Below are 19,834 nucleotides of genomic sequence, written 5' to 3' on the forward strand. Positions count from 1 at the left end.
CATGCAGCGCAGTCGCGGGTTTTCGCTCCTGGAAATGCTGGTGGTGTTGTTGATCGTCGGCTTGTTCAGCGCCCTGGGGGTGGCCTATCTGGATGCCGGCCAGGCGCCGATGCGCCAGGCCCTGGCTCAACTGGCCAGCGAAGCGCGCAGCCAGGCCGCCCAGGCCCGGCATGCCGGGCAGTTGCTGGGCTTGCGCTGGAACGGTCGCAGCCCGGAGTTTGTGCGCTGGCAGGCCGGGCGCGCAGCGCCTGGGTGGCAGGTTCAAGCGTCGCGCGGCGCACCCTGGCCAGCCGGCTTGCAACCTGACTGGCCGGTGAGCCGCGAGCCCCAGGTGATGTTCACCCCATCGGGGCTGGCCCGCCCGGTATCACTGACCTGGCGCTGGGCCGAGGGCCGCGAGCGCTGGCAATGGCAAGCAGACAACACCTTGCATATCGCGACCCTGCCATGAAGCGCCAGCGTGGTTTTACCTTGCTTGAAGTCATGGTCGCCCTGGGGATTGCCGCGTTGATGGCGGTGATGGTCAGCCAGCTGTTGCGCCAGCGCATCGCTACCCACCAGGCCGTGGCGCAACATCGCCTCGGCAGTTTGTGCGCACGGGAGCTGGAAACGCGGTTTGGCGTGGAGCAGTACTGGCCGCAGATCAATGCAGTGAGCGGCGAGTTGCGCCAGGGGAATGCCACCTGTCATTGGCAACTGACCCTGGGCAATACCGGGGTCAATCGCTTGCGCCGGGGTGAGTTGAGCTTATTTGCCGATCCCCAGCAGCGTCAGCCCCTGGGTCAGTTCAGCCTGTTCCTGGTGCGTCCATGAAGGCGGCGCAGCGCGGCTTGACCCTCATCGAGCTATTGGTGGCGATGGCCCTCACGGCGGTGGTCGGGGTGTTGCTGGCGGCCTTGGTCAATGGCTGGGTCAAAGTGCGTGAGCGTCTGGAGGAGCCGGGCAGCGAACCTCAGGTATTGGAGTTCTGCATGGCCCTGGAGCGCCGCTTCGACGCCTTGGTGTTGCGCCAGTTGTACGAGCAGCGCTTGCCCCTGGACCTGGCCTGGCTGGAGTGGCAGCCGAGCCTTGGGCAACTGCAGTGGGTGGCCCTGGGCGCCTGGCCGCCGGCAGAGGGCGCGTCGCGCGTGCAACGCCAGCGCCTGCTGTTCGATGCGCGCCAGCAGCGCTTGAACCTGTTGGTCTCGGCCGACCTGTACGCCGCCGACAAGCCGCGCTGGGAACTCAAGGCGTCATTGGCGCCGGTCGAGCGCGCCACATTCAGTTTTTACCAGGGCACGCGCTGGCTGGCCTTTCCTTCTACTGTTGCCGCCCAGCCCAATCGCGGCGTGCGGATCGAGTTCGAGCACCATGGAGCCCCTTATGTCTGTACTTTCGCCTTGCCCGATACCCAGCCATGAGCCGGAGCGCAGGCATGTTTGAGCGTCTGCGGGCCAAGCCACGGGAATGGTTGCTGGTGCGCCCGCCGGCCACCGCCGAGGGCCGCTGGCAGTGGTTGCACTACAGCGCGCAACAGGCTTGCGCAAGCGGCACCTGGCCGCCACCGTCCGCACTGCTGCAACTGCCGGGCGCCTTGATTATTCCAGCGCTCGATTGCAGCCATTTCTGCCTGCCGGCGCCGCCGGGGCTCAAGCGTCACGAATGGCCGCAATTGTTTGAAGAATATGCGCAGCAGCCCGCCGAAGCGTTGCTGGTCAGTTGCCTGTCCCGCGAGGCCGGGCAGTTGGAGTTGTTGGTGATGCATCGCGAGCAGGTCCAGCAATGGCTGGCCGAGTGTGCTGCGCTGGGGCTGCACATCACCCATGGCTGGGCGGATTTGCAGTTGTTGCCGCCAGCAGAGCCAGGGCAGGTAGTGGAGTGGCGGCGCGAATCGGTGCGCTACCTCAAGGCGCATTCCCGGCAATGGTTGGTGTGGCCGCCGGTATTGGGTGAGCGCCTGCCCCAGGCCTGGCGCGACCTGCCTGGCGAGACCCAAGAGGGCGACTGGCCGTCACGCCTGGCGCGCCTGGAGCAGTTGCCCAGTGTGCTGGAAGGCACGCGGGGGCCGCGCACACGGGTGACTCGAGCGCCACTGATGAGCGGCGTACAGCGCCGCTTGCTGCTGGCTTGCGTGGCGCTGGCGGCGTGTTGGGGCGCGGTGTATCTGGTGCAGAGCCTGCGCCAGGTTGATGTTTGGAAAGCCCAGGTCCGGGCGCTGGCCGGGCCTGCCAACAACCCGCAACAGGCGCGCGTGGCGCTGGCGCGAGTGCAGGGCGAGGCGAGCGACTGGCAGGTGCGCCAGCAACAGATCGTCGCCCTGGAGCAGGCGCTCTCCGGCTGGCTGCAACAGCAGCCAGGCTGGTCGGTGTCGCGCATCGAGTTTGACGGCAGCCGTTGGCGCCTGGCCTTGCGCGGCAATGGCCCCCGGCCGCTGCCCGGCGAATGGCAGGCCATGGCCCAGGCTGCCGGCGCGCAATGGACTGACGAGGCGCAAAGTGTCGCCGGTCAATTGCACCTGAGTTTTGATCTGGGAGAACAACCATGAAAGCCCGGATGCAGGAGTACCTGGCCCACTTCAACCAACTGCCGCCCAAGCGCCGCTATGACCTGTTGGCTGGCTGGTCGACCGTCGTGCTGTTGCTGCTGGTGCTGTTGACCCGGCCGCTGCTGGCGGCCTGGCAGGATGCACGCCAGTGGCAGGCGTTGGCGCAACAGGCCGGCGCACTGGTACCGCCAGCGGCGTTTTCCAACGAACAGTGGCAGGCCCTGGCGGTGTCGCGCCAATGGGTGCTGACCCGCGTTGAACAGCAAGGCGATCGCTGGCAATTGCAAGGCGAGCTGCCGGGGCCCCAGGCCCTGCAACTGCTGCTGCGGACGGTGCAGGAGCAGGGTGGGCGACCCGTGCAGTGGAGCCTGGAGCAGGGTGGCGGCCAGGGCTATGCCTTCAGCCTGGAAGTGGCGGCGCGGCCATGAGTCGCGCGGTGATCCTGTGGGCGATTGTGGTGTTCAGCCTGACCGTGCTGCTGGAGCTGCCGGCCGCCTTCGTTGCCCGCCAGCTGCCCTGGCCGACCGGCTGGCAGCCCAGCGGCGTGGTGGGCAGCCTGTGGACTGGCCGCGCAGCGCGCGTCGGTGCCCTGGCGCCGGTGGACTGGAACATCCGTCCGTGGGCGGCGCAGGTGAACCTGGGCTTTGCGCAACGCATCTGGGAGCTGTCGATCCATGGCTGGCCGTGGAACTGGCAGGCGCAACTGGCCCCGCGTGCGGTCAGCGCCTTGCCGCCACCGATGTTCGTGCTGGACGGGCGTTGGGACGGGCGATTGCAGGTCAATGGCGCCGGAGCGGGTTGCCGTAACACCGACGGTGAATTGCTGGGGCACGACCTGGCGCTGTTGAGCCCGTGGCTGGTCAAGCTGGGCAATACCCGGATCGAGTTGCAGTGCAGGGATGGCCTGCGATTGCTGGCGGACCTGCAACTGGCGGCCGAGCACCATTTCAAGATCCAAGTCGACTCCCAGCGCGTGCAGGTGGACGGGCAGATTGAACCGGGGGCCGCCGTGACCCCGTTGCTGGTGCAGGCGCGGTGGCTGCAACCGGCTGCACAAAGCTTCAGCAAGGTGCTGGGTAAACCGTTAGTCCAGTAGGCGCCGTTTTGCCGGGACTCGAGCCGACCTTTGGCTACATCCCCACGTGGCCCAGGCGGTAGGGCGCCTGGTGCAGTTGGGCGTGCATGTCGAGGCCGACCCACTGGAGTTGTGCAAAACCGTGGTCTACGCTGGGGCCTTGGATTTGGCAGCGCAACTTTGCAGTGAGCAGAAGGGGTTGCTGGATCCGGGTCTGCTGCGTTTCACCGAGCAGTGCCAGCACACGACCCTGGCGCCCTTTGTAAAAAACACGGAAGAACATTAAACCCATGAACAGTCCTGTTTCCCTTGCCCGGTTGAGCGACATCCAAGTCTTCGAGCAACAATACCCGTTGGCCGAGCGCGACTTGCCTGGCAGTACCTATGAGTTGTTGCAGCGTGCCGCCGAACGCTTTGCCGATCTGCCAGCCTTGTGTTTTCTACCGACGGGCAGCATCGAGGATCAGCCCTGGCGTATCAGCTATGCCGAGCTTTTTGCCAAGGTCACACAAACCGCCAACGCCTTGCATCGTCTGGGCTTGCGCCCGGGCCAGGCGGTATCTTTCCTGCTGCCTAACTTGCCGCAGACGCACTTTGTGATTTGGGGTGCAGAGGCGGCGGGGATCGTCAATGCGATCAACCCGTTGCTTGAGCCTGAGCACATTGCAGAGCTGATCCGTGCTTCCAATACCTCGGTGCTGGTCACACTGGCACCGTTCCCCGGTACCGACCTATGGCAGAAAGTGGCGGCCCTGGCAGACTTTTTGCCACAGATGCCCACGATTGTGACGGTCGACCTCGCCAACCTGTTGCCGGAGCCGCAACGCAGCGCTGTAAGAGCCCAGCGGCCACCGATGCCCGCAGGCGTCCTGGACTTCGATGAACTGCTAGCCGCCGCCCCGGCCGATCACCTGGAAAGCGGGCGGGTTATCCAGCCGGACGATATCGCCTCCTACTTTCACACGGGCGGCACCACTGGCACCCCGAAACTGGCCCCCCACAGCCACTTCAACGAAGTGGCGATGGCCAAGATCATTGGCTTGCATGGGCGCTACGTACCGGACGACGTGCTGCTATGCGGGTTACCGCTGTTTCACGTCAATGGGGTGATGGTCACCGGTCTCGCCGCATTCCATTACGGAGCCCAGGTGTTGCTGGCCGGGCCCCAGGGTTACCGTAACCCGGCCTTGATCAAGGACTTCTGGAAGCTGGTGGAGCGCTACCGGGTCAGCAGTTTCAGTGGGGTGCCCACCATCTATGCGGCACTGCTGCAGATCCCAAATGACGGTATCGACGTTTCCAGCCTGCGCTTTGCGCTCTGCGGTGCAGCGCCAATGCCGGTGGAACTGATCCGCCAGTTCGAAGCCCGCACGGGGCTGCGCATCATCGAAGGTTATGGCTTGACCGAAGGCACCTGCGCCACGGCCTGCAACCCTTATGAGGGCGAGCGCCGGCCCGGTTCCATTGGCCTGCGCCTGCCGTATTGCCAGGTCAAGATCGTGGTGCTCGACAGCGCCGGCAACTATTGGCGTGACGCCGCGACCGATGAGCCGGGGACCCTGTGCCTGCGCGGCCCGACGGTGTTCAAGGGCTATCTGCAAGCGGACAAGAACACAGGTATCTGGCTGGATGGTGACTGGTTCAATACCGGCGACCTGGGGCGCATCGATGCCGATGGCTATATCTGGCTGACCGGTCGCAGCAAGGATCTGATTATTCGCGGTGGCCATAATATCGACCCGCAGATGATCGAAGAGGCGCTGCATCGCCATCCGTGCGTAGCGCTGGCCGCCGCAGTCGGCAAGCCGGATATCAGGGTCGGGGAACTGCCGGTGGTGTATGTGCAGCTCAAGGCCGGCGAGCACGCTAGCGAGGCCCAGTTGCTGGAGCACGCCACACAGCACATTCATGAACGTGCGGCGGTGCCCAAGAACATCTGGTTGGTGGAGCAGATTCCGCTGACCGCCGTGGGCAAGACCTTCAAGCCCGCTTTGCGCCTGGATGCGATCCGGCGGGTGTTCGAAGATGAGGTGTGGCAGGTCGCGGCGGTAAGCCGGGTGGAAGCCCACAGTGACGAGCGCCACGGGCAGCGCGTGGATATTCATGTGCCAAACCTTAGCGCGATCCAGCGCGAGCAATTGGATCAGCGCCTGGGCGGGTTTGCCGTGCGTTATGTGGTGCATTGCGCATAGGGCGGTTATCGGGCTGTTCGAAGCGCAAAAGTTGTCTATCGTCTATGGGCAGGCAGTCGCGCACCTGCGTGTGCGTCGTGTGGTTTTCGGTGCGGGTTGTTAGGGCGCCCTGGCGCCTGGAGCGCTATGGAAAAGCTCAACGTTGGCCCCAAGTCGTCGCTGGAAGGCAAGGTTTCCAATCTCTCTACCGCACGGGCTTATCTGCTCGCCTGTTCACTGCTGCTACTGGCCATGTTTTTGTTGGTCGGGGTGCTGCTGGTGTCCATCGCCGATCATCTGAATCAGGATGCCAGCGAGCACAGCCGGATCGATATCGAAAACGCCTTGCTGTCGGTTGAGCGCATCGCCGCCTCTACGGTCAAGGACTACGCGTTTTGGGGGGACGCCTACACACACCTGCATCAGCAGGTGGATGTGGATTGGGCGTTTGGGCGGCAAAACCTGGGTTCGACGCTGTTTGCCGACCTGGGTTTCGAGGGGGTGTTTGTTGTCGATCCCACGGGCCGCACGGTGTATTCGGTGGTTGACGGCCAGTTGCAGACCGTTGCCGTGCAGGATTGGCTGCACATACCCATCGAGCCCCTGCTGGCCCAGGCCCGGCAGGCTGCCGCCAACAGCCAGTCGGTGACCCGGCTGGTACAGGCCGACGGGACACCGGCGGTGTTGGCCGCCGCAGCGCTGACGCCTGGCACCGATCCGAGCGTGAAGGCCGATAGCGGCCCGGCCTCTGTGTTGATCTTCATTGCCAAGCTGGCGCCGCAACGCTTGGCCGCATTGGGCCAGGACTTTGGTGTGCAGGGTCTGCAGGTTGCCCCGGCTGGCAGGGTAGCGGCGGGCGCACCGAGCCTGAGCCTGCGGGACAACGCCGGCGTTGTGCAATGGACCTCGGACGACCCGGGGCACCAGTTGCTGGTGCTGGTCGTGCCGCTGGTCACGTTCGCCGGCCTGATCTTCGCCCTGATGGCCTGGGTTATCCAGCGCCGCAGCACCGCCGCCGCGCGGATCATGGACAGTAACTACGCCACCCTGCAAGCCAGTCGCGCGGCGCTGGTGGTCAGCGAGGAGCGCTTTCGCGATGTGGCCGAAGCGGCCTCCGACTGGATCTGGGAAGTGGATACCCACTTGCGGTTTACCTACCTGTCGGAGCGTTTCGACGTGATCACCGGCCTCAAAGGGGCCAACTGCCTGGGGACGGCGGCGGATGAGCTGCTGGCCTCGGATCAGGGCCTGTTGTCCAGCTGGTTCAAGGACCACGCCCATCGCCCGAATGCCATCGTGCAGTGCAACTACCTGTCGGGTGAAGGCGAGCCGCGTATCTGCCGGTTGTCGGTGCGCGAGATCCCCGGCCAGGGCTATCGGGGCACCGCCAGTGACATCACCGAAGAGGTCGAGGCCCGGCGGCGTATCGAGTACCTGTCGCAACACGATGCCTTGACGGGCCTGGCCAACCGTACGCGCATGCAGGAATTTCTCGAGGGCAAGCTCAAGGCGGTGCCGACCCTGGAAAGGCCGTTGGTGATGCTCAGTATCGACCTTGACCGCTTCAAGCCGGTCAATGACTTGCTGGGCCACGCCGCTGGCGATGAGGTGCTTAACCAGGTGTCCCGGCGCTTGCAGGGCTGCCTGCGCGGTGACGACCTGGTGGCGCGCATTGGGGGCGATGAATTTATGTTGGTGGTGGCGGGCATGAGCTCGCAGTTGGAGGTGGAAGGCCTCTGCCGGCGGCTGATCGACTGTATCGAGCTACCGTTTCATATCACCGAGCATGAAGTGTTTATCAGCGCCAGCATCGGCATTGCCATGGCGCCGGCGGATGCGACCCTGGCCGAAGAGCTGCTGCGATACGCCGATATCGCGCTCTACGAAGCCAAGGAAAGCGGGCGCAATACCTGGCGTTTTTATGCGGGCGACATGAACGCACGCATTATCGAGCGGCGCCAGCTGGAAGCCGATCTGCGCCATGCGATCAAGAACGGCGAACTGCGCCTGGATTTCCAGCCGCGCTACCGTATCGAAGGCAAGCGCCTGGCCGGCGCCGAGGCCTTGGTGCGCTGGCAGCATCCGCGGCGCGGGCTGCTGGGTCCTGATGTGTTTATTCCTATCGCCGAAGAAACCGGGCTGATCCTGCCATTGAGCAACTGGGTGCTGCACGCGGCCTGCCAGGCAGCCGCTGGCTGGCCTGACGATGTGATGATCTCGGTCAACCTGTCCTCCACCGAGTTCCAGCGCGGGCACTTGGTGGCGCGGGTCAAGGCGGTGCTGATGGAGACGGGCTTGAACCCGGCGCGACTGGAGTTGGAGTTGACCGAAAGTGTGATGCTCAACGACGAAAAGGTCGCCTTGAGCACCATGCAAGGCCTCAAGGCCCTGGGTGTGCGCCTGCTGATGGACGACTTTGGCACCGGCTATTCGTCGTTGAGTTATCTGCGTTCATTCCCCTTCGACGGGCTGAAGATCGACCGCAGCTTTGTTGGTGGCCTGACCGCCAGCGGTGGCGATCAATCGATCATCCAGGCGATTGTCGGCCTGGGCCGCGCGCTCTCGCTGACGGTGACCGCCGAAGGCGTGGAAACCATCGACCAGCTCAAGGCACTGAAGGATGTGCAGTGCGATGAGGCGCAGGGTTTTTACCTCAGCGTGCCGGTGAATGCCCAGGCAATCAGTGCGTTGATCACCGGTCGCACTGACTAGCAGCCCCTTGCCCTGCTTGCACTGACCGCATATAGATAATATGTTAACAATATAACTATAAACGGTCTGTGGGAGGGGGTATGCCTGCTTTGTTGAACCCTTGCGTTGAGTTCGCCAACTGGAATCGTGACTTGCGTGCGGTATGCGGCAATTTCAGCACCGCACGTTCAGATCGACACAGTCTGTTCATTGGCAGCGTCCACGGCCAGGACGTGTGTGGCCTGGAGTTGGCGCATATCCGCACCAATGCCGGGCTGATCAGCCGCCAGCACACCCACGGCGATGGGGACGATGACCGCCACTGTTTTCTGATCCTGCAGGGCAGCGGCCATCAGCGCATCCGCCAGCAGCACCGGGTAATCGATCTGGGGCCGGACGATATCGCCCTGGTGGACTCGGCCCAGGCCTTCGAGATCGAGCCCCAGGGGCTGGTGCAAAATACCTCGGTGCATCTGTCGCGCGCCGAGGTCGCCCGGCAATTCGGCCAGCAGCGGCTGTTTGGCAAGCTGGCGCGCAATAGCGTCGCCACCCATACGATTCGTGCACTGGTGCGCTCCCTGGAGGACGCGCAACTGAGTGAAGGTTATGGCGGCGAGAACGATGGCTCGGCCGTAGAGCAGGCCTTGATCGGCCTGGCGGCTGCCGGCCTGGACGAGCGCGCCGAGGGCCAGCCGGGCTTTGCCTGCGTGAGCCATAACGATATTTATGGCCTGGCCACGCGCCTGGTGGAAGCCTCCCTGCAAGAGACCGACCTTGGCCCCGAATACCTGGCGCGGCACTTGAATGTCTCGGTGCGCCAGCTTTACCGGTTGTTCGAGCAGCGCCATGAAAGTATTGCGCGCTACATCCAGCAACGCCGCCTGGAGCGGGTGGCACAGGACCTGCGCGCCCGCGATTTGCGGCATGAGTCGATCACCCAGATCGCCTTCAAGTGGGGGTTTGTCGACGCCGCGCATTTCAGTCGGGCGTTCAAGCGGCATTTCCAACATGCGCCCCGGGACTTTCGCCAGCAGCCGGCATAGGCAGCGTCTTGGCAGGGAATGCCAAGGGCTTTGGCAGCCTCAGTCAAGTGGGCGGGCGTGGCAGGCCCTCTAATAGAGTGGCCAGATCCGATTAATGTTGGAGAACAATAACAATGAAAATACGCAGCCTGCGCCTAGGCATGCCTTTGCTGGCGACCGCATTCGCCACCCTGGCCCTGGCCGGCCCGGCCCAGGTCGATGGGCCGCGCATCATCGCCGCCGACCGTGAGCCTGGTAACTGGATGAGCCACGGCCGCACCTACGATGAGCAACGCTACAGCCCGTTGGACCGCGTGAATGCCGGTAATGTCGGGCAGTTGGGCATGGCCTGGACCACCAAGCTGGATATCGACAGCGGCACCGAGGCCACGCCGCTGGTGGTCGACGGGGTGATGTACACCACGGGGGCCTTCAGCATCGTTTATGCGATCAATGCCGCCACCGGCGAGTTGCTGTGGAAGTACGATCCGAAAGTACCCGCCGAAAACCTCAGCCAAGGCTGCTGCGGCCCGGTCAATCGCGGCGTGGCAGTGTGGCAGGGCAAGGTCTATGTGGGCAGTTTCGATGGGCGCCTGATTGCGCTGGATGCGGGCACTGGCCAGCCGGTGTGGAGCGTCGACACCATCATCGATCGCAGCAAAAGCTACTCCATCACCGGCGCGCCGCGCATCGTCAAGGGCAAGGTATTGATCGGCAACGGCGGCGCCGAATTCGGTGTGCGCGGCTACGTCACCGCCTACGACGCCGATACCGGCAAGCAAGTGTGGCGCTTCTACACTGTGCCGGGCGACCCCAAGCTGCCAGCGGAAAATGCGGCGATGGCCAAGGCCATGAGCACCTGGGATGGCGACGGTTGGGTCAAGTGGGGCGGTGGCGGCACAGTCTGGGACTCGATGGCCTACGACCCGCAACTGGACCTGCTCTACGTGGGGACTGGCAATGGCTCGCCGTGGAACTATCGGTTTCGCAGCAATGGCAAGGGCGACAACCTGTATGTGTCGTCGATCCTGGCGCTGCGCCCGGATACCGGCGAGTACGTCTGGCACTATCAGGTCACCCCGCAGGACCAGTGGGACTTTACCGCGACCCAGCACATGATCCTCGCCGATATCCAGATTGAGGGCAGCGTGCGCAAGGTGATCATGCAGGCGCCGAAAAACGGCTTCTTCTATGTCCTGGATCGCACCAACGGCAAACTGCTGTCGGCGAAGAACTTCGTGCCCGTGAATTGGGCCAGTGGCATCGACCTGCAAACCGGGCGGCCGATCCTTACCGGCGCAGCGGACTATTCCAAGGAGCCGAAGGTGGTGCAGCCGAGTTTCCTCGGCGGGCACAATTGGCACCCCATGTCCTACAGTCCGAAGACCGGCTACGTGTACATTCCGGCGCAGTACACCCTGGCCGAATTGAAGGCGGCCAAGGCCCCGCAGTTCTTGCCGAATAAATCGGTGGTCAACTTTGGCCTGGATGTGCCGGACCTGCCGGAAGACCCGAAAGCCCTCAACCAGATCCGTGATGCCTGGAGCGGTGAGCTGATCGCCTGGGATCCGGTCAAGCAAGAAGCTGCCTGGAAGCAACCCTACGTCAGCGCCGGCAACGGCGGCACCCTCGCCACGGCTGGCAACCTGGTGTTCCAGGGCACGGCCGATGGGCGGGTGGTGGCCTACCGCGCCGATACCGGCAAGCCACTGTGGGAGCACCGGGCCAACTCCGGCGTGATGGCGGGGCCGGTTACCTATACGGTCAACGGCGAGCAGTACGTGGCGTTTTCCGTGGGTTGGGGCGGGATCCTGCCGCTGCTGACCGGCCCGCTGACCAACAAGGGCAAGGTGCGGGCCGAGTCGCGGGTGATTGCCTTCAAACTGGGTGCCACAGGCCAGCTGCCACCGCCCAAGGCCGCGCCAGTGCTGCCGACTACCCGCCAGGTACTCACGGCGACACCGGCGCAACTGGCCCAGGCCCGTGACATGTTCAACGGCCTGTGCGCCGGCTGCCATGGCCTGAACGCGATCAGCGGCGGGGTGGTGCCAGACCTGCGTTACCTGGATGACAACAAGCATGCGGCATTTCCAGCCTTTGTCAGCGGCGCGTTGATCAATAAAGGCATGCCGAACTTCTCCGACATTTTGCAGCGCGAAGACATGGAGTTGCTGCGCCAATACCTGGTCAAGCGTACCCAGGATCTGCAGGCCGATCTCAGCGCCGTTCACTGATCCCGTTTATCTCATGTGTGCCAGGCGACGCCTTTGGGCGGCGCCATGGCCGAGTGTTGCCTCCAATAACAATAACGGTACTTGCCATGAAAACACTTAGCATCCTGACCCTGCTCTTGAGCCTGGTTCCCTTGGCCCACGCCGACGTCAAGCCGGACCCCGGCGACTACACGGCCTTGCCCCAAGGCACCGATGTGGTGGTGCTGTACCAGCAGAACCCGCGGGGTGACAAGGTTTACTCCGGCGGCAAGAAAGTCGCCGACAACCTTGACCTGGACATGACCGTGGGCGTGTTGCGTCTGATCCACTTCACCGAGTTCTTCAACACCGGCCTGACCTGGGACCCGCAGATCGTGATTCCCTTCGGCTACCAGAAGATCGGCGCCAGCGACAGCAAGAACTCGGGGTTGGGCGACATCACGTTTGGCGGCACGGTGTGGACCATCGCGGACCTGGCCAATAACGAACATCTGGGTTGGTCGGCGTTTGTCACCGCGCCCACGGGCAGCGACAAGAACCAGGGATTTGCCCTGAGCAGCAACCGTTGGGCCCTGGATTTCCAGGTGGGCTACATCAAGGGGCTGACCGACAAAATCACCTGGGATGTGATTGCCGAGACCGAGTTCTACGGCGAGCAGCGCGCCACCGATGCCAAGAAGGACCCGCTGCTGCAACTGCACAACCACCTGCGCTACAACTTCACCCCCGAGACATATGCGGCTGTGTCCTATCGCCACAATTGGGGCGCACGCGAGACGCTGGACCATCAAACCCTGGCCACCAGCCGCAGCAATGGCACGCTGGGCTTTACCGTGGCCACGATGTTGGGCAAGCAAGTACAGGTATTAGGGCAATTGATGCATGACACATCGGTGCGCGAAGGGGTGAAGATCGATAATTCGCTGCAGTTTCGCCTGGCGTATTTCTACTGAAACCGGGGCCTTATTGTTGGGAGAGGATGCTCTCAAGCAACCCTGGAAATCGCTCAGCCAACACATCGGCCCGCAACGAGTTCATATGGGTGGTGCCCACGCTGCGCGTATGCACCAGCCCGGCGTCACGCAAAACCCGGAAGTGGTGAGACATGCTGGACTTCGGCCGCCCGCCGTCCAGCTCGCCGCAACTGGCTTCTTCCACCCCGGCCAGGCAGCGCACGATGTCCAGGCGCACAGGGTCACTCAACGCGTAGAGCAGGCGTTCAAGGGTCAGGTCTTCGGGGGAGGGGTGTTTAAAGGCTCGCATGAAGCGAATGATAACAGGGCTGGCATTGATTACCATAGTTCGATTAAGATCGAACTATCGAATCAAACGTTACTCTCGTTTCAGGAGTTTTTCATGTCTGCATTATTCGAACCCTTCACGCTCAAAGACGTTACGTTGCGCAATCGCATCGCCATTCCGCCAATGTGCCAATACATGGCCGAAGACGGCCTGGTCAACGACTGGCATCACGTCCACCTTGCCGGTTTGGCCCGGGGCGGCGCTGGCCTGGTGGTGGTCGAGGCGACCGCCGTGGCCCCTGAAGGTCGGATCACTCCAGGTTGCGCGGGGATCTGGAGCGATGCCCATGCCCAAGCCTTTGTGCCCATGGTGCAAGCGATCAAGGCGGCAGGCTCGGTGCCCGGTATCCAGATCGCCCACGCCGGGCGCAAGGCCAGCGCCAACTGCCCATGGGAAGGTGACGACCATATCCCCGCAGACGACGCCCGTGGCTGGCAAACCCTGGCACCTTCGGCCATCGCGTTTGGTGCCAACCTGCCGAAAGTCCCCCAGGCCATGACCCTGGAAGACATCGCCCGGGTACAGCAAGACTTCGTCGATGCCGCACGCCGTGCCCGTGACGCTGGCTTTGAGTGGATCGAACTGCATTTCGCCCACGGTTACCTGGGCCAGAGCTTCTTTTCCGAGCACTCCAACCAGCGCACCGATGCCTACGGCGGCAGCCTCGACAACCGCAGCCGCTTCATGCTGGAAACCCTGGCGGCCGTGCGTGCAGTCTGGCCGGAAAACCTGCCGTTGACCGCGCGTTTCGGGGTTATCGAATATGACGGGCGCGACGAACAGACCCTGGAAGAATCCATTCAATTGGCCCGTCGTTTCAAAGATGGCGGCCTGGATCTGTTGAGCGTCAGCGTTGGCTTCACCATCCCCGACACCAATATCCCCTGGGGCCCGGCGTTCATGGGCCCAATCGCCGAGCGCGTGCGCCGCGAAGCCGGTCTGCCGGTCACCTCGGCGTGGGGTTTTGGTACGCCGCAGTTGGCCGAAGGAGCGCTACAGGCTGGTCATCTGGACCTGGTCTCCGTGGGCCGTGCACACCTGGCCGACCCACACTGGGCGTACTTTGCCGCCAAGGAATTGGGGGTGGACAAGGCCTCCTGGACCCTGCCGGCGCCTTACGCGCATTGGCTTGAGCGCTATCGCTAAGCTGTAGGAGCTGGCTTGCCGGCGATGGTCGTCAACGATATCACTGGGCACCAGGATGAATGCGGTGCCTGGTTTTTTTCGCCGGCAAGCCAGCTCCTACAATAACTACGGTTTCAAATTTCGCATTGACGCGAAGGATGTCGCTAGCCGGCGGTAAATCAGATCATCGTCCAGATCGATATCTCCATCGCCGTCGGCATCTTTTCGACTTGTGGCGATAATGCTGCGGTAACTCCAATATTGATCTGGATTTGCCGCGGTCACGGTAAAGTCAGGCCGGGTAAGGTCTCGGTTGCCTTTATTAAAGTGCATGATGTTGACATCTTTTACATTGCTGCCATCAAAGGCAATCAAGATACGGTCAAACAGTCGCTTGCCCTCATGGAATGGGCTCAATGTGACCATCTGCGTTACAAAGTTGGCGGCATTTATGTAATAGCTTCTATCCTCGTCGTCATGTTTTCCGTCGCCATCTGCATCATTGGTCCCGCCAACCGCGTCGTACTGCCAGTTGTCATTACTCGAATAGATCACTACGCGGGCATTGGGGGCATCCAAGTTATAATTGCCTTCGTCATAGCGAGACATTACAACTTCAGGGTTGCCAGCACCGTCCATATCTCTGAATTCATAAAGTTGTTTGTGGTTCATCTCAGCACCCAATCTTTTAAGTAACTGTCGATGCCAAGCTAAGGCTGGTGTGCCTTAAACGTCTACTGTCATATTTCACAGGTGTCTGCTTATCCAGTGACCTTTCATGACGGCCATGAAAAGTACAATCTTCCATCCGGAACGTGCATTTTGCGCTGCGACCAAGCGCCACATACTGGTCGCGTCGTTACGAACGTTCCCGGTTGTTTTAAGCCTCCTGTCCCGTGAGCGGGGTGCAGGCTGGCCAGGAATGGGGATATCCAATAATAAAGAGAGCACCCATGAAAAAGCCAAATCCTCTGCTGGAAGACCTCAAGTCGGTCTTGCCCACCATTGCTGCCAATGCCTTCACCGCCGAGCATGATCGGAGCGTGCCTGCCGAGAACATCGCGTTGCTCAAGGGGATCGGCATGCATCGCGCGTTTTTGCCAAAAAAATACGGTGGCATGGAAATTTCACTGCCGCAGTTTGCCCAGTGCATCGCGCTGTTGGCCGGCGCTTGCGCGAGCACCGCGTGGGCGATGAGCCTGCTGTGTACTCACAGCCATCAGATGGCAATGTTTGCGGCAAAGTTGCAGGACGAGGTCTGGGGCACAGACCCCGACGCAACCGCCAGCAGCAGTATCGCGCCGTTCGGTCGTACCGAAGAAGTGCAAGGTGGCGTGACCTTCAGCGGCGAGATGGGCTGGAGTTCGGGGTGTGACCATGCCGAGTGGGCGATCATGGGCTTTCGTCGCAAAAATGCCCAAGGCACCCAGGATTATTGCTTCGCCGTGCTGCCGCGCAGTGACTACACGATTCGTGACGACTGGTTTGCCGTGGGCATGCGTGGCAGCGGCAGCAAGACCTTGATCGTCGACCAGGCCTTCGTCCCCGAGCACCGTATCCAGAAGGCCAGGGACATGATGGAAGGCCAGTCGGCCGGCTTTGGCCTGTACCCCGACAGCAGGATTTTCTTCGCCCCGTACCGTCCGTATTTTGCCAGCGGCTTCTCTACCGTCAGCCTGGGGATCGCCGAGCGCATGCTCGAGGTGTTCCGCGAAAAAACCAAAAACCGTGTGCGTGCCTACACGGGTGCGGCGGTCGGCGCAGCGACCCCTGCACTGATGCGCCTGGCCGAGTCTACCCACCAGGTGGCCGCTGCCCGGGCGTTGCTGGAAAAGAGCTGGGAGGAGATCGCCGAGCACAGCGAACGCCACGAGTACCCCAGTCGCGGCACCCTGGCGTTCTGGCGGACCAACCAGGGCTACGCCACCAAAATGTGCATCCAGGCGGTGGACCGGTTGATGGAGGCGGCAGGCGGTGGCGCCTGGTTTGAATCCAACGAGTTGCAACGGCTGTTCCGCGACGCTCATCTCACCGGGGCGCATGCCTATACCGACTACGACGTTTGCGCACAGATCCTGGGGCGTGAACTGATGGGCCTGGAGCCGGACCCGGCAATGGTCTGACCGACCACTCTTTACCTATAAGAACAATCAGGGCAGGGCCATCGGCCTGCCCGGGAGTCTTGCATGTCTATTGAAAATCCAAGCAGCGCATTCGATACCCGCGCGTTTCGCCGCGCCCTGGGCAATTTCGCCACCGGTGTCACGGTGGTTACGGCGGCTGATGCCAGCGGGCGCAAAGTCGGTGTGACCGCCAACAGCTTCAACTCGGTGTCCCTGGACCCGCCGCTGATCCTGTGGAGCATCGATAAACGCTCGACCAGCCACGAAGTGTTCGAGACGGCCAGCCACTTTGCGGTGAACGTGCTGGCCGCCGATCAGATCGACTTGTCCAACAACTTCGCCCGGCCCAAGGAGGATCGCTTTGCCGAAGTCGAGTACCAGGCCGGCGAGGGCGGGGCGCCGATTCTGGCTGACTGCTCGGCACGCTTTGAGTGTGAGAAGTACCAGCAGGTAGACGGGGGTGACCACTGGATCATGATTGGCAAAGTGGTCGCGTTCGACGACTGTGGTCGCTCGCCCCTGCTGTATCACCAGGGCGCCTATTCCATGGTGCTGCCGCACACCCGCATGACCAAGCGCGAGGAAGGCCAGGCACCGAGCAGTCATTTCCAGGGCCGCCTGAGCCATAACCTTTACTACCTGATGACCCAGGCGCTGCGGGCCTATCAGGCCAGCTACCAACCGCGCCAACTGAGCACCGGCCTGCGCACCAGTGAGGCGCGGATGCTGATGGTGCTGGAGAACGACGCTGGCCTGAGCCTGGCCCAGTTGCAGCGCGAAGTGGCAATGCCGGCACGCGAGATCGAAGAGGCGGTGAACAACCTCAAGCGCAAGGCTTTGGTACGCGACGATCAGGAACGGGTCAAACTCACCCCCAAGGGCATCGACGAAACCGAGTCGCTGTGGACCATCGCCCGCGAGCAGCAGGACCAGGTCTTCAGCCAATTCAGCGATGAGCAATTGGAGACCTTCAAGACGGTGCTCAAGGCGGTGATCCAGCACTGATTGCTCAGTCCAGGTGCTGGAAATGCTTGACGATAAAGTCGATAAACACTCGGGTCTTGGCCGGCAGGTGGCGTCGTGAGGGATAGACCAGGTTGATTTCCAGGCGGGGCAGGTGCCAGTCGCACAAGACCGGCACCAGGCGCCCGGCGACGATATCGTCGTGTATCACGTAGGTAGGCTGTGCGAGGATGCCCAGGCCTTGCAGCGCCAAGGAGCGCAACAGATAACCGTCGTTGGACTCCAGCGCAGGAGTGACGGGTACGGTGATGGTCTGGTCGTTGCGCTGGAAAGTCAGCTCGTAGGGATCGCTGGCATAGGTGTAGAGCAACAGTGGGTGGTCAGCCAGGGCCTGTGGGTGTTCCGGGTGGCCGCAGCGCTCGAGGTAGTCTGGCGCTGCGGCCAGCAGGCGACGGGTGTCGGTCAGGCGGCGGATCACCAGGCTGGAGTCGGGCTCGCTGTCACGGGTGCGCAGGGCGACGTCGATGTTGTCGTCGATGATGTCGTGGTAGCGGTTCTCGGCCACGATATCCAGGCGCACATCCGGATATTGCGCCTTGAACCTGGGCACCAGCGGCAGGATGTGTTGCAGGCACAGGGACAAGGACGCGGTCACGCGCAACACCCCGGCCGGATGGTTTTTGCTTGCGCTGACCGCCTCGGTCGCACCTTGCATCGCCGTGAGGGCCGCCTTGGACTGGGTATAGAACGCCTGGCCGACTTCGGTGACGAACAAGCGCCGGGTACTGCGTTCTATCAGCCGCACGCCCAGGCGATTCTCCAAGGCCGCCAGGTGCCGGCTGGCGGCGGCACTGGACAGGTCCAGGGCGTCGGCGGCCTTGGTCACGCTGCCCAGTTCCACGACCTTTACAAACAACTCATATTCGGTCCAGCGATCCATCAGCATTGCTCCGCTGCGCGCAAGTGTGTTTTCCATCTACAGAGTTTTTCGGGTGTGTGGTGCCGGTTAACCTTTTTTTGCCCCAGGCAGTCTAGCCGTTGGGTGCAGGGAAAAACTTGATCGGAGTCGAAATGAGCAAGAATCTGGATACAGTGAAGAAGTACTTCAAGTATTGCGTCGATGGGAAGGATGTTGAGCGTGTCGCGCAGTTTTTTGCCGATGATGTGGTGGTTCATCGCCCCGATTGCCCGGCGCCTATCATCGGTGTCGAACCTTTCAAACAGGCCTTGCGCCTGAACGTCACCGAGCGCTACGACTCGATCGTGACCACCTTCCAGAAAGAGGTCGTGGCCGGCGATGTGGTGGTGGTAGCGCTGATGCATCACGCCAAGGGCTCGAACACCTGGCATGGCTTTGATGTGAGCGGCAAGGACTTGGCCTGGAGCGCGCTGACCTATTTTCGCTTCAATGCCCAAGGCAAGGTGGTCGAGGAAATCGTCGAGCGCAATGAGCTGTTCATGGCCAGGCAGCTCGGCATTTTTACCAACGGCGCCTAGCACTTTGCGCGGGGCTGCCGGGCCCCGCGCAAGCGCGCTGATTGTCACGGCGATCAGATAAAATCGAACAGAACCTGGGCAGGCAACCGGGACTTTGACAGGCGCGCGTTGAAGTCTTCGTTGCTGCGATAACCCAGGCTCACCACGACTGTGCTGGTAAACCCGCGTTCGCGCAGGCCCAGTTCGGTATCCAGCACCTTGCTGTCGAAACCTTCCATGGGTGTTGCATCAAGGTCCAGTGCCGCAGCCCCCAGTAACAGGGTACCCAGGGCCAGATACGTTTGTTTTTCCATCCAGTGCTGGACGTCCTTGAGGTCGTAGCGATGCAGGTTGACAAAGTTGCGTCGTCCTCGGTCCTGGCCTGCCTTGGCTTGCGCGTCGTGAAAGCGCCCATCGCTGGCCTCTTGACTGAGCAAGGCCTGCAGGTACTCCTCGGACATCTGGGTGCGGGTACACAGCACCAGCACATGGGAGGCGTCGAGGATTTTTGCCTGGTTGAAGCCAAAGGCACCTTCCACACTGTGGGCAATGCGCGCCTTAGCGTGCTCACTTTCAGCGATCACAAAGTGCCAGGGTTGCGAGTTGACCGACGAGGGACTGTTGCGCAGTTGTTCCAGCAAGGGCTCCAGGGTGGTTTTGGGAATCTTGCGTGAAGCATCGAAGAGTTTGGCGGTGTATCGGCGTTTGGAAAGCGTGAGCATGTCCATCATTAGATCCCCTCTGTTAGCTGAAGGTTTTGAATTGAGTTGCTGTGGTGTCCACCCCCTTGAAGCGGGGGTGGACCGGGCTGCTTTCAGGCAATGGCCTGGTAGAAATTCACTTGTGCCTCATCCAGGTAGGCGAGGATCTTCGCCGGCAGGCGCTCGGTAGGCTTGGCCGGGCCGAAGGCCTTGTAGAGGGTTTCAAAATGCGCGTGCAGGTCCTCGACGCTTTGCCATTGTTCATTGAGGAAAAACTTGTTGGGGTTCTCTTCGTCCTGGTGCCACTGATAGACCACGGCCTTGTCATGCTGGTGCGTGAGCTTTTGCGAAACGGCGGCTACATCACGAAAAAATTCGGCCTGTTTACCGGCTTTGATGGTGCCGCTGAACACTAGATAGAGCATGGTGGAATCCTCTTTGGTGGGGC

Annotated in this window: 21 protein-coding genes; 16 read left to right on the plus strand and 5 right to left on the minus strand. The window is 62.1% G+C overall.

Going from position 1 to position 19,834, the window contains the following annotated elements; genetic code table 11:
- Position 1 precedes the first annotated feature (1 nt).
- From gspH to HBO12_RS01615, 12 genes are all read left to right on the plus strand, one after another.
- A complete protein-coding gene (gene gspH / locus HBO12_RS01560; RefSeq protein ID WP_169952998.1) occupies positions 2-451 on the plus strand; it encodes a type II secretion system minor pseudopilin GspH in 450 nt (149 codons plus the stop codon).
- Positions 448-813 carry a type II secretion system protein gene (locus HBO12_RS01565; RefSeq protein WP_169953000.1) on the plus strand — a complete coding sequence of 122 codons (366 nt, stop codon included), beginning with the start codon at positions 448-450 and terminating at the stop codon, positions 811-813. Before gspH ends, HBO12_RS01565 begins: the two co-directional genes overlap by 4 nt.
- Positions 810-1,400: a prepilin-type N-terminal cleavage/methylation domain-containing protein gene (locus HBO12_RS01570; protein WP_169953002.1), complete on the plus strand. Its 591-nt coding sequence runs from the start codon at positions 810-812 to the stop codon at positions 1,398-1,400. The genes HBO12_RS01565 and HBO12_RS01570 overlap by 4 nt, the downstream gene beginning before the upstream one ends.
- A gap of 14 nt (positions 1,401-1,414) precedes the next feature.
- A complete protein-coding gene (locus tag HBO12_RS01575) occupies positions 1,415-2,524 on the plus strand; it encodes a GspL/Epsl periplasmic domain-containing protein (protein ID WP_169953003.1) in 1,110 nt (369 codons plus the stop codon).
- Positions 2,521-2,952: a type II secretion system protein GspM gene (gspM, locus tag HBO12_RS01580; protein WP_170041236.1), complete on the plus strand. Its 432-nt coding sequence runs from the start codon at positions 2,521-2,523 to the stop codon at positions 2,950-2,952. The genes HBO12_RS01575 and gspM overlap by 4 nt, the downstream gene beginning before the upstream one ends.
- Positions 2,949-3,620, plus strand: coding sequence for a type II secretion system protein N (gene gspN, locus HBO12_RS01585; RefSeq protein ID WP_170041237.1), 672 nt, complete (start codon positions 2,949-2,951; stop codon positions 3,618-3,620). The genes gspM and gspN overlap by 4 nt, the downstream gene beginning before the upstream one ends.
- A gap of 46 nt (positions 3,621-3,666) precedes the next feature.
- Entirely contained in the window at positions 3,667-3,885 is a 219-nt protein-coding gene (locus tag HBO12_RS01590; RefSeq protein WP_262376872.1) for a hypothetical protein, read from the plus strand.
- Positions 3,886-3,889: 4 nt separating this feature from the next.
- A complete protein-coding gene (locus HBO12_RS01595; RefSeq protein ID WP_170041238.1) occupies positions 3,890-5,791 on the plus strand; it encodes an acyl-CoA synthetase in 1,902 nt (633 codons plus the stop codon).
- 126 nt (positions 5,792-5,917) lie between these two features.
- A complete protein-coding gene (locus HBO12_RS01600; RefSeq protein WP_170041239.1) occupies positions 5,918-8,482 on the plus strand; it encodes a bifunctional diguanylate cyclase/phosphodiesterase in 2,565 nt (854 codons plus the stop codon).
- Between the two features lie 80 nt (positions 8,483-8,562).
- Positions 8,563-9,504, plus strand: coding sequence for a transcriptional regulator FeaR (gene feaR, locus HBO12_RS01605; RefSeq protein ID WP_170041240.1), 942 nt, complete (start codon positions 8,563-8,565; stop codon positions 9,502-9,504).
- A gap of 113 nt (positions 9,505-9,617) precedes the next feature.
- Positions 9,618-11,717 carry a PQQ-dependent dehydrogenase, methanol/ethanol family gene (locus tag HBO12_RS01610; RefSeq protein WP_170041241.1) on the plus strand — a complete coding sequence of 700 codons (2,100 nt, stop codon included), beginning with the start codon at positions 9,618-9,620 and terminating at the stop codon, positions 11,715-11,717.
- Positions 11,718-11,803: 86 nt separating this feature from the next.
- Complete coding sequence (locus HBO12_RS01615; protein ID WP_169953013.1) at positions 11,804-12,649, plus strand: transporter; 846 nt, start codon at positions 11,804-11,806, stop codon at positions 12,647-12,649.
- 10 nt (positions 12,650-12,659) lie between these two features.
- On the opposite strand, the gene HBO12_RS01620 is transcribed toward HBO12_RS01615, so the two are convergent.
- On the minus strand, positions 12,660-12,995 hold the full coding sequence (locus tag HBO12_RS01620; protein ID WP_169953015.1) for an ArsR/SmtB family transcription factor: 336 nt from the start codon (positions 12,993-12,995) through the stop codon (positions 12,660-12,662).
- A 57-nt stretch (positions 12,996-13,052) separates the two neighbouring features.
- Between HBO12_RS01620 and HBO12_RS01625 the strand changes: the two genes are divergently transcribed.
- Positions 13,053-14,144: an NADH:flavin oxidoreductase/NADH oxidase gene (locus HBO12_RS01625; protein ID WP_170041242.1), complete on the plus strand. Its 1,092-nt coding sequence runs from the start codon at positions 13,053-13,055 to the stop codon at positions 14,142-14,144.
- Between the two features lie 105 nt (positions 14,145-14,249).
- On the opposite strand, the gene HBO12_RS01630 is transcribed toward HBO12_RS01625, so the two are convergent.
- Complete coding sequence (locus HBO12_RS01630) at positions 14,250-14,795, minus strand: hypothetical protein (RefSeq protein WP_169953021.1); 546 nt, start codon at positions 14,793-14,795, stop codon at positions 14,250-14,252.
- A gap of 281 nt (positions 14,796-15,076) precedes the next feature.
- Here HBO12_RS01630 and HBO12_RS01635 point away from each other — a divergent pair, with 281 nt between their 5' ends.
- Together HBO12_RS01635 and HBO12_RS01640 are read left to right on the plus strand one after the other, a co-directional pair.
- Positions 15,077-16,246 carry a p-hydroxyphenylacetate 3-hydroxylase oxygenase component gene (locus HBO12_RS01635; RefSeq protein WP_170041243.1) on the plus strand — a complete coding sequence of 390 codons (1,170 nt, stop codon included), beginning with the start codon at positions 15,077-15,079 and terminating at the stop codon, positions 16,244-16,246.
- Positions 16,247-16,309: 63 nt separating this feature from the next.
- Positions 16,310-17,251, plus strand: a complete 942-nt coding sequence (locus tag HBO12_RS01640) for a p-hydroxyphenylacetate 3-hydroxylase reductase component (RefSeq protein ID WP_169953026.1) — start codon at positions 16,310-16,312, stop codon at positions 17,249-17,251.
- Positions 17,252-17,255: 4 nt separating this feature from the next.
- Here the strand turns inward: HBO12_RS01640 and HBO12_RS01645 are convergent, their stop codons facing one another.
- Positions 17,256-18,149 carry a LysR family transcriptional regulator gene (locus tag HBO12_RS01645; protein WP_169953029.1) on the minus strand — a complete coding sequence of 298 codons (894 nt, stop codon included), beginning with the start codon at positions 18,147-18,149 and terminating at the stop codon, positions 17,256-17,258.
- Between the two features lie 131 nt (positions 18,150-18,280).
- On the opposite strand from HBO12_RS01645, the gene HBO12_RS01650 reads away from it, so the two are divergent.
- The gene (locus HBO12_RS01650; protein ID WP_169953031.1) at positions 18,281-18,706 is read left to right on the plus strand and encodes an ester cyclase; all 426 of its coding nucleotides are present in this window, start codon (positions 18,281-18,283) and stop codon (positions 18,704-18,706) included.
- A gap of 53 nt (positions 18,707-18,759) precedes the next feature.
- On the opposite strand, the gene nfsB is transcribed toward HBO12_RS01650, so the two are convergent.
- On the minus strand, positions 18,760-19,413 hold the full coding sequence (nfsB, locus tag HBO12_RS01655) for an oxygen-insensitive NAD(P)H nitroreductase (protein WP_169953034.1): 654 nt from the start codon (positions 19,411-19,413) through the stop codon (positions 18,760-18,762).
- 86 nt (positions 19,414-19,499) lie between these two features.
- Positions 19,500-19,811: a putative quinol monooxygenase gene (locus HBO12_RS01660; protein WP_169953036.1), complete on the minus strand. Its 312-nt coding sequence runs from the start codon at positions 19,809-19,811 to the stop codon at positions 19,500-19,502.
- Positions 19,812-19,834: the final 23 nt, after the last annotated feature.

The sequence above is a fragment of the Pseudomonas sp. WS 5059 genome (assembly GCF_012985525.1).
Lineage (GTDB): Bacteria > Pseudomonadota > Gammaproteobacteria > Pseudomonadales > Pseudomonadaceae > Aquipseudomonas.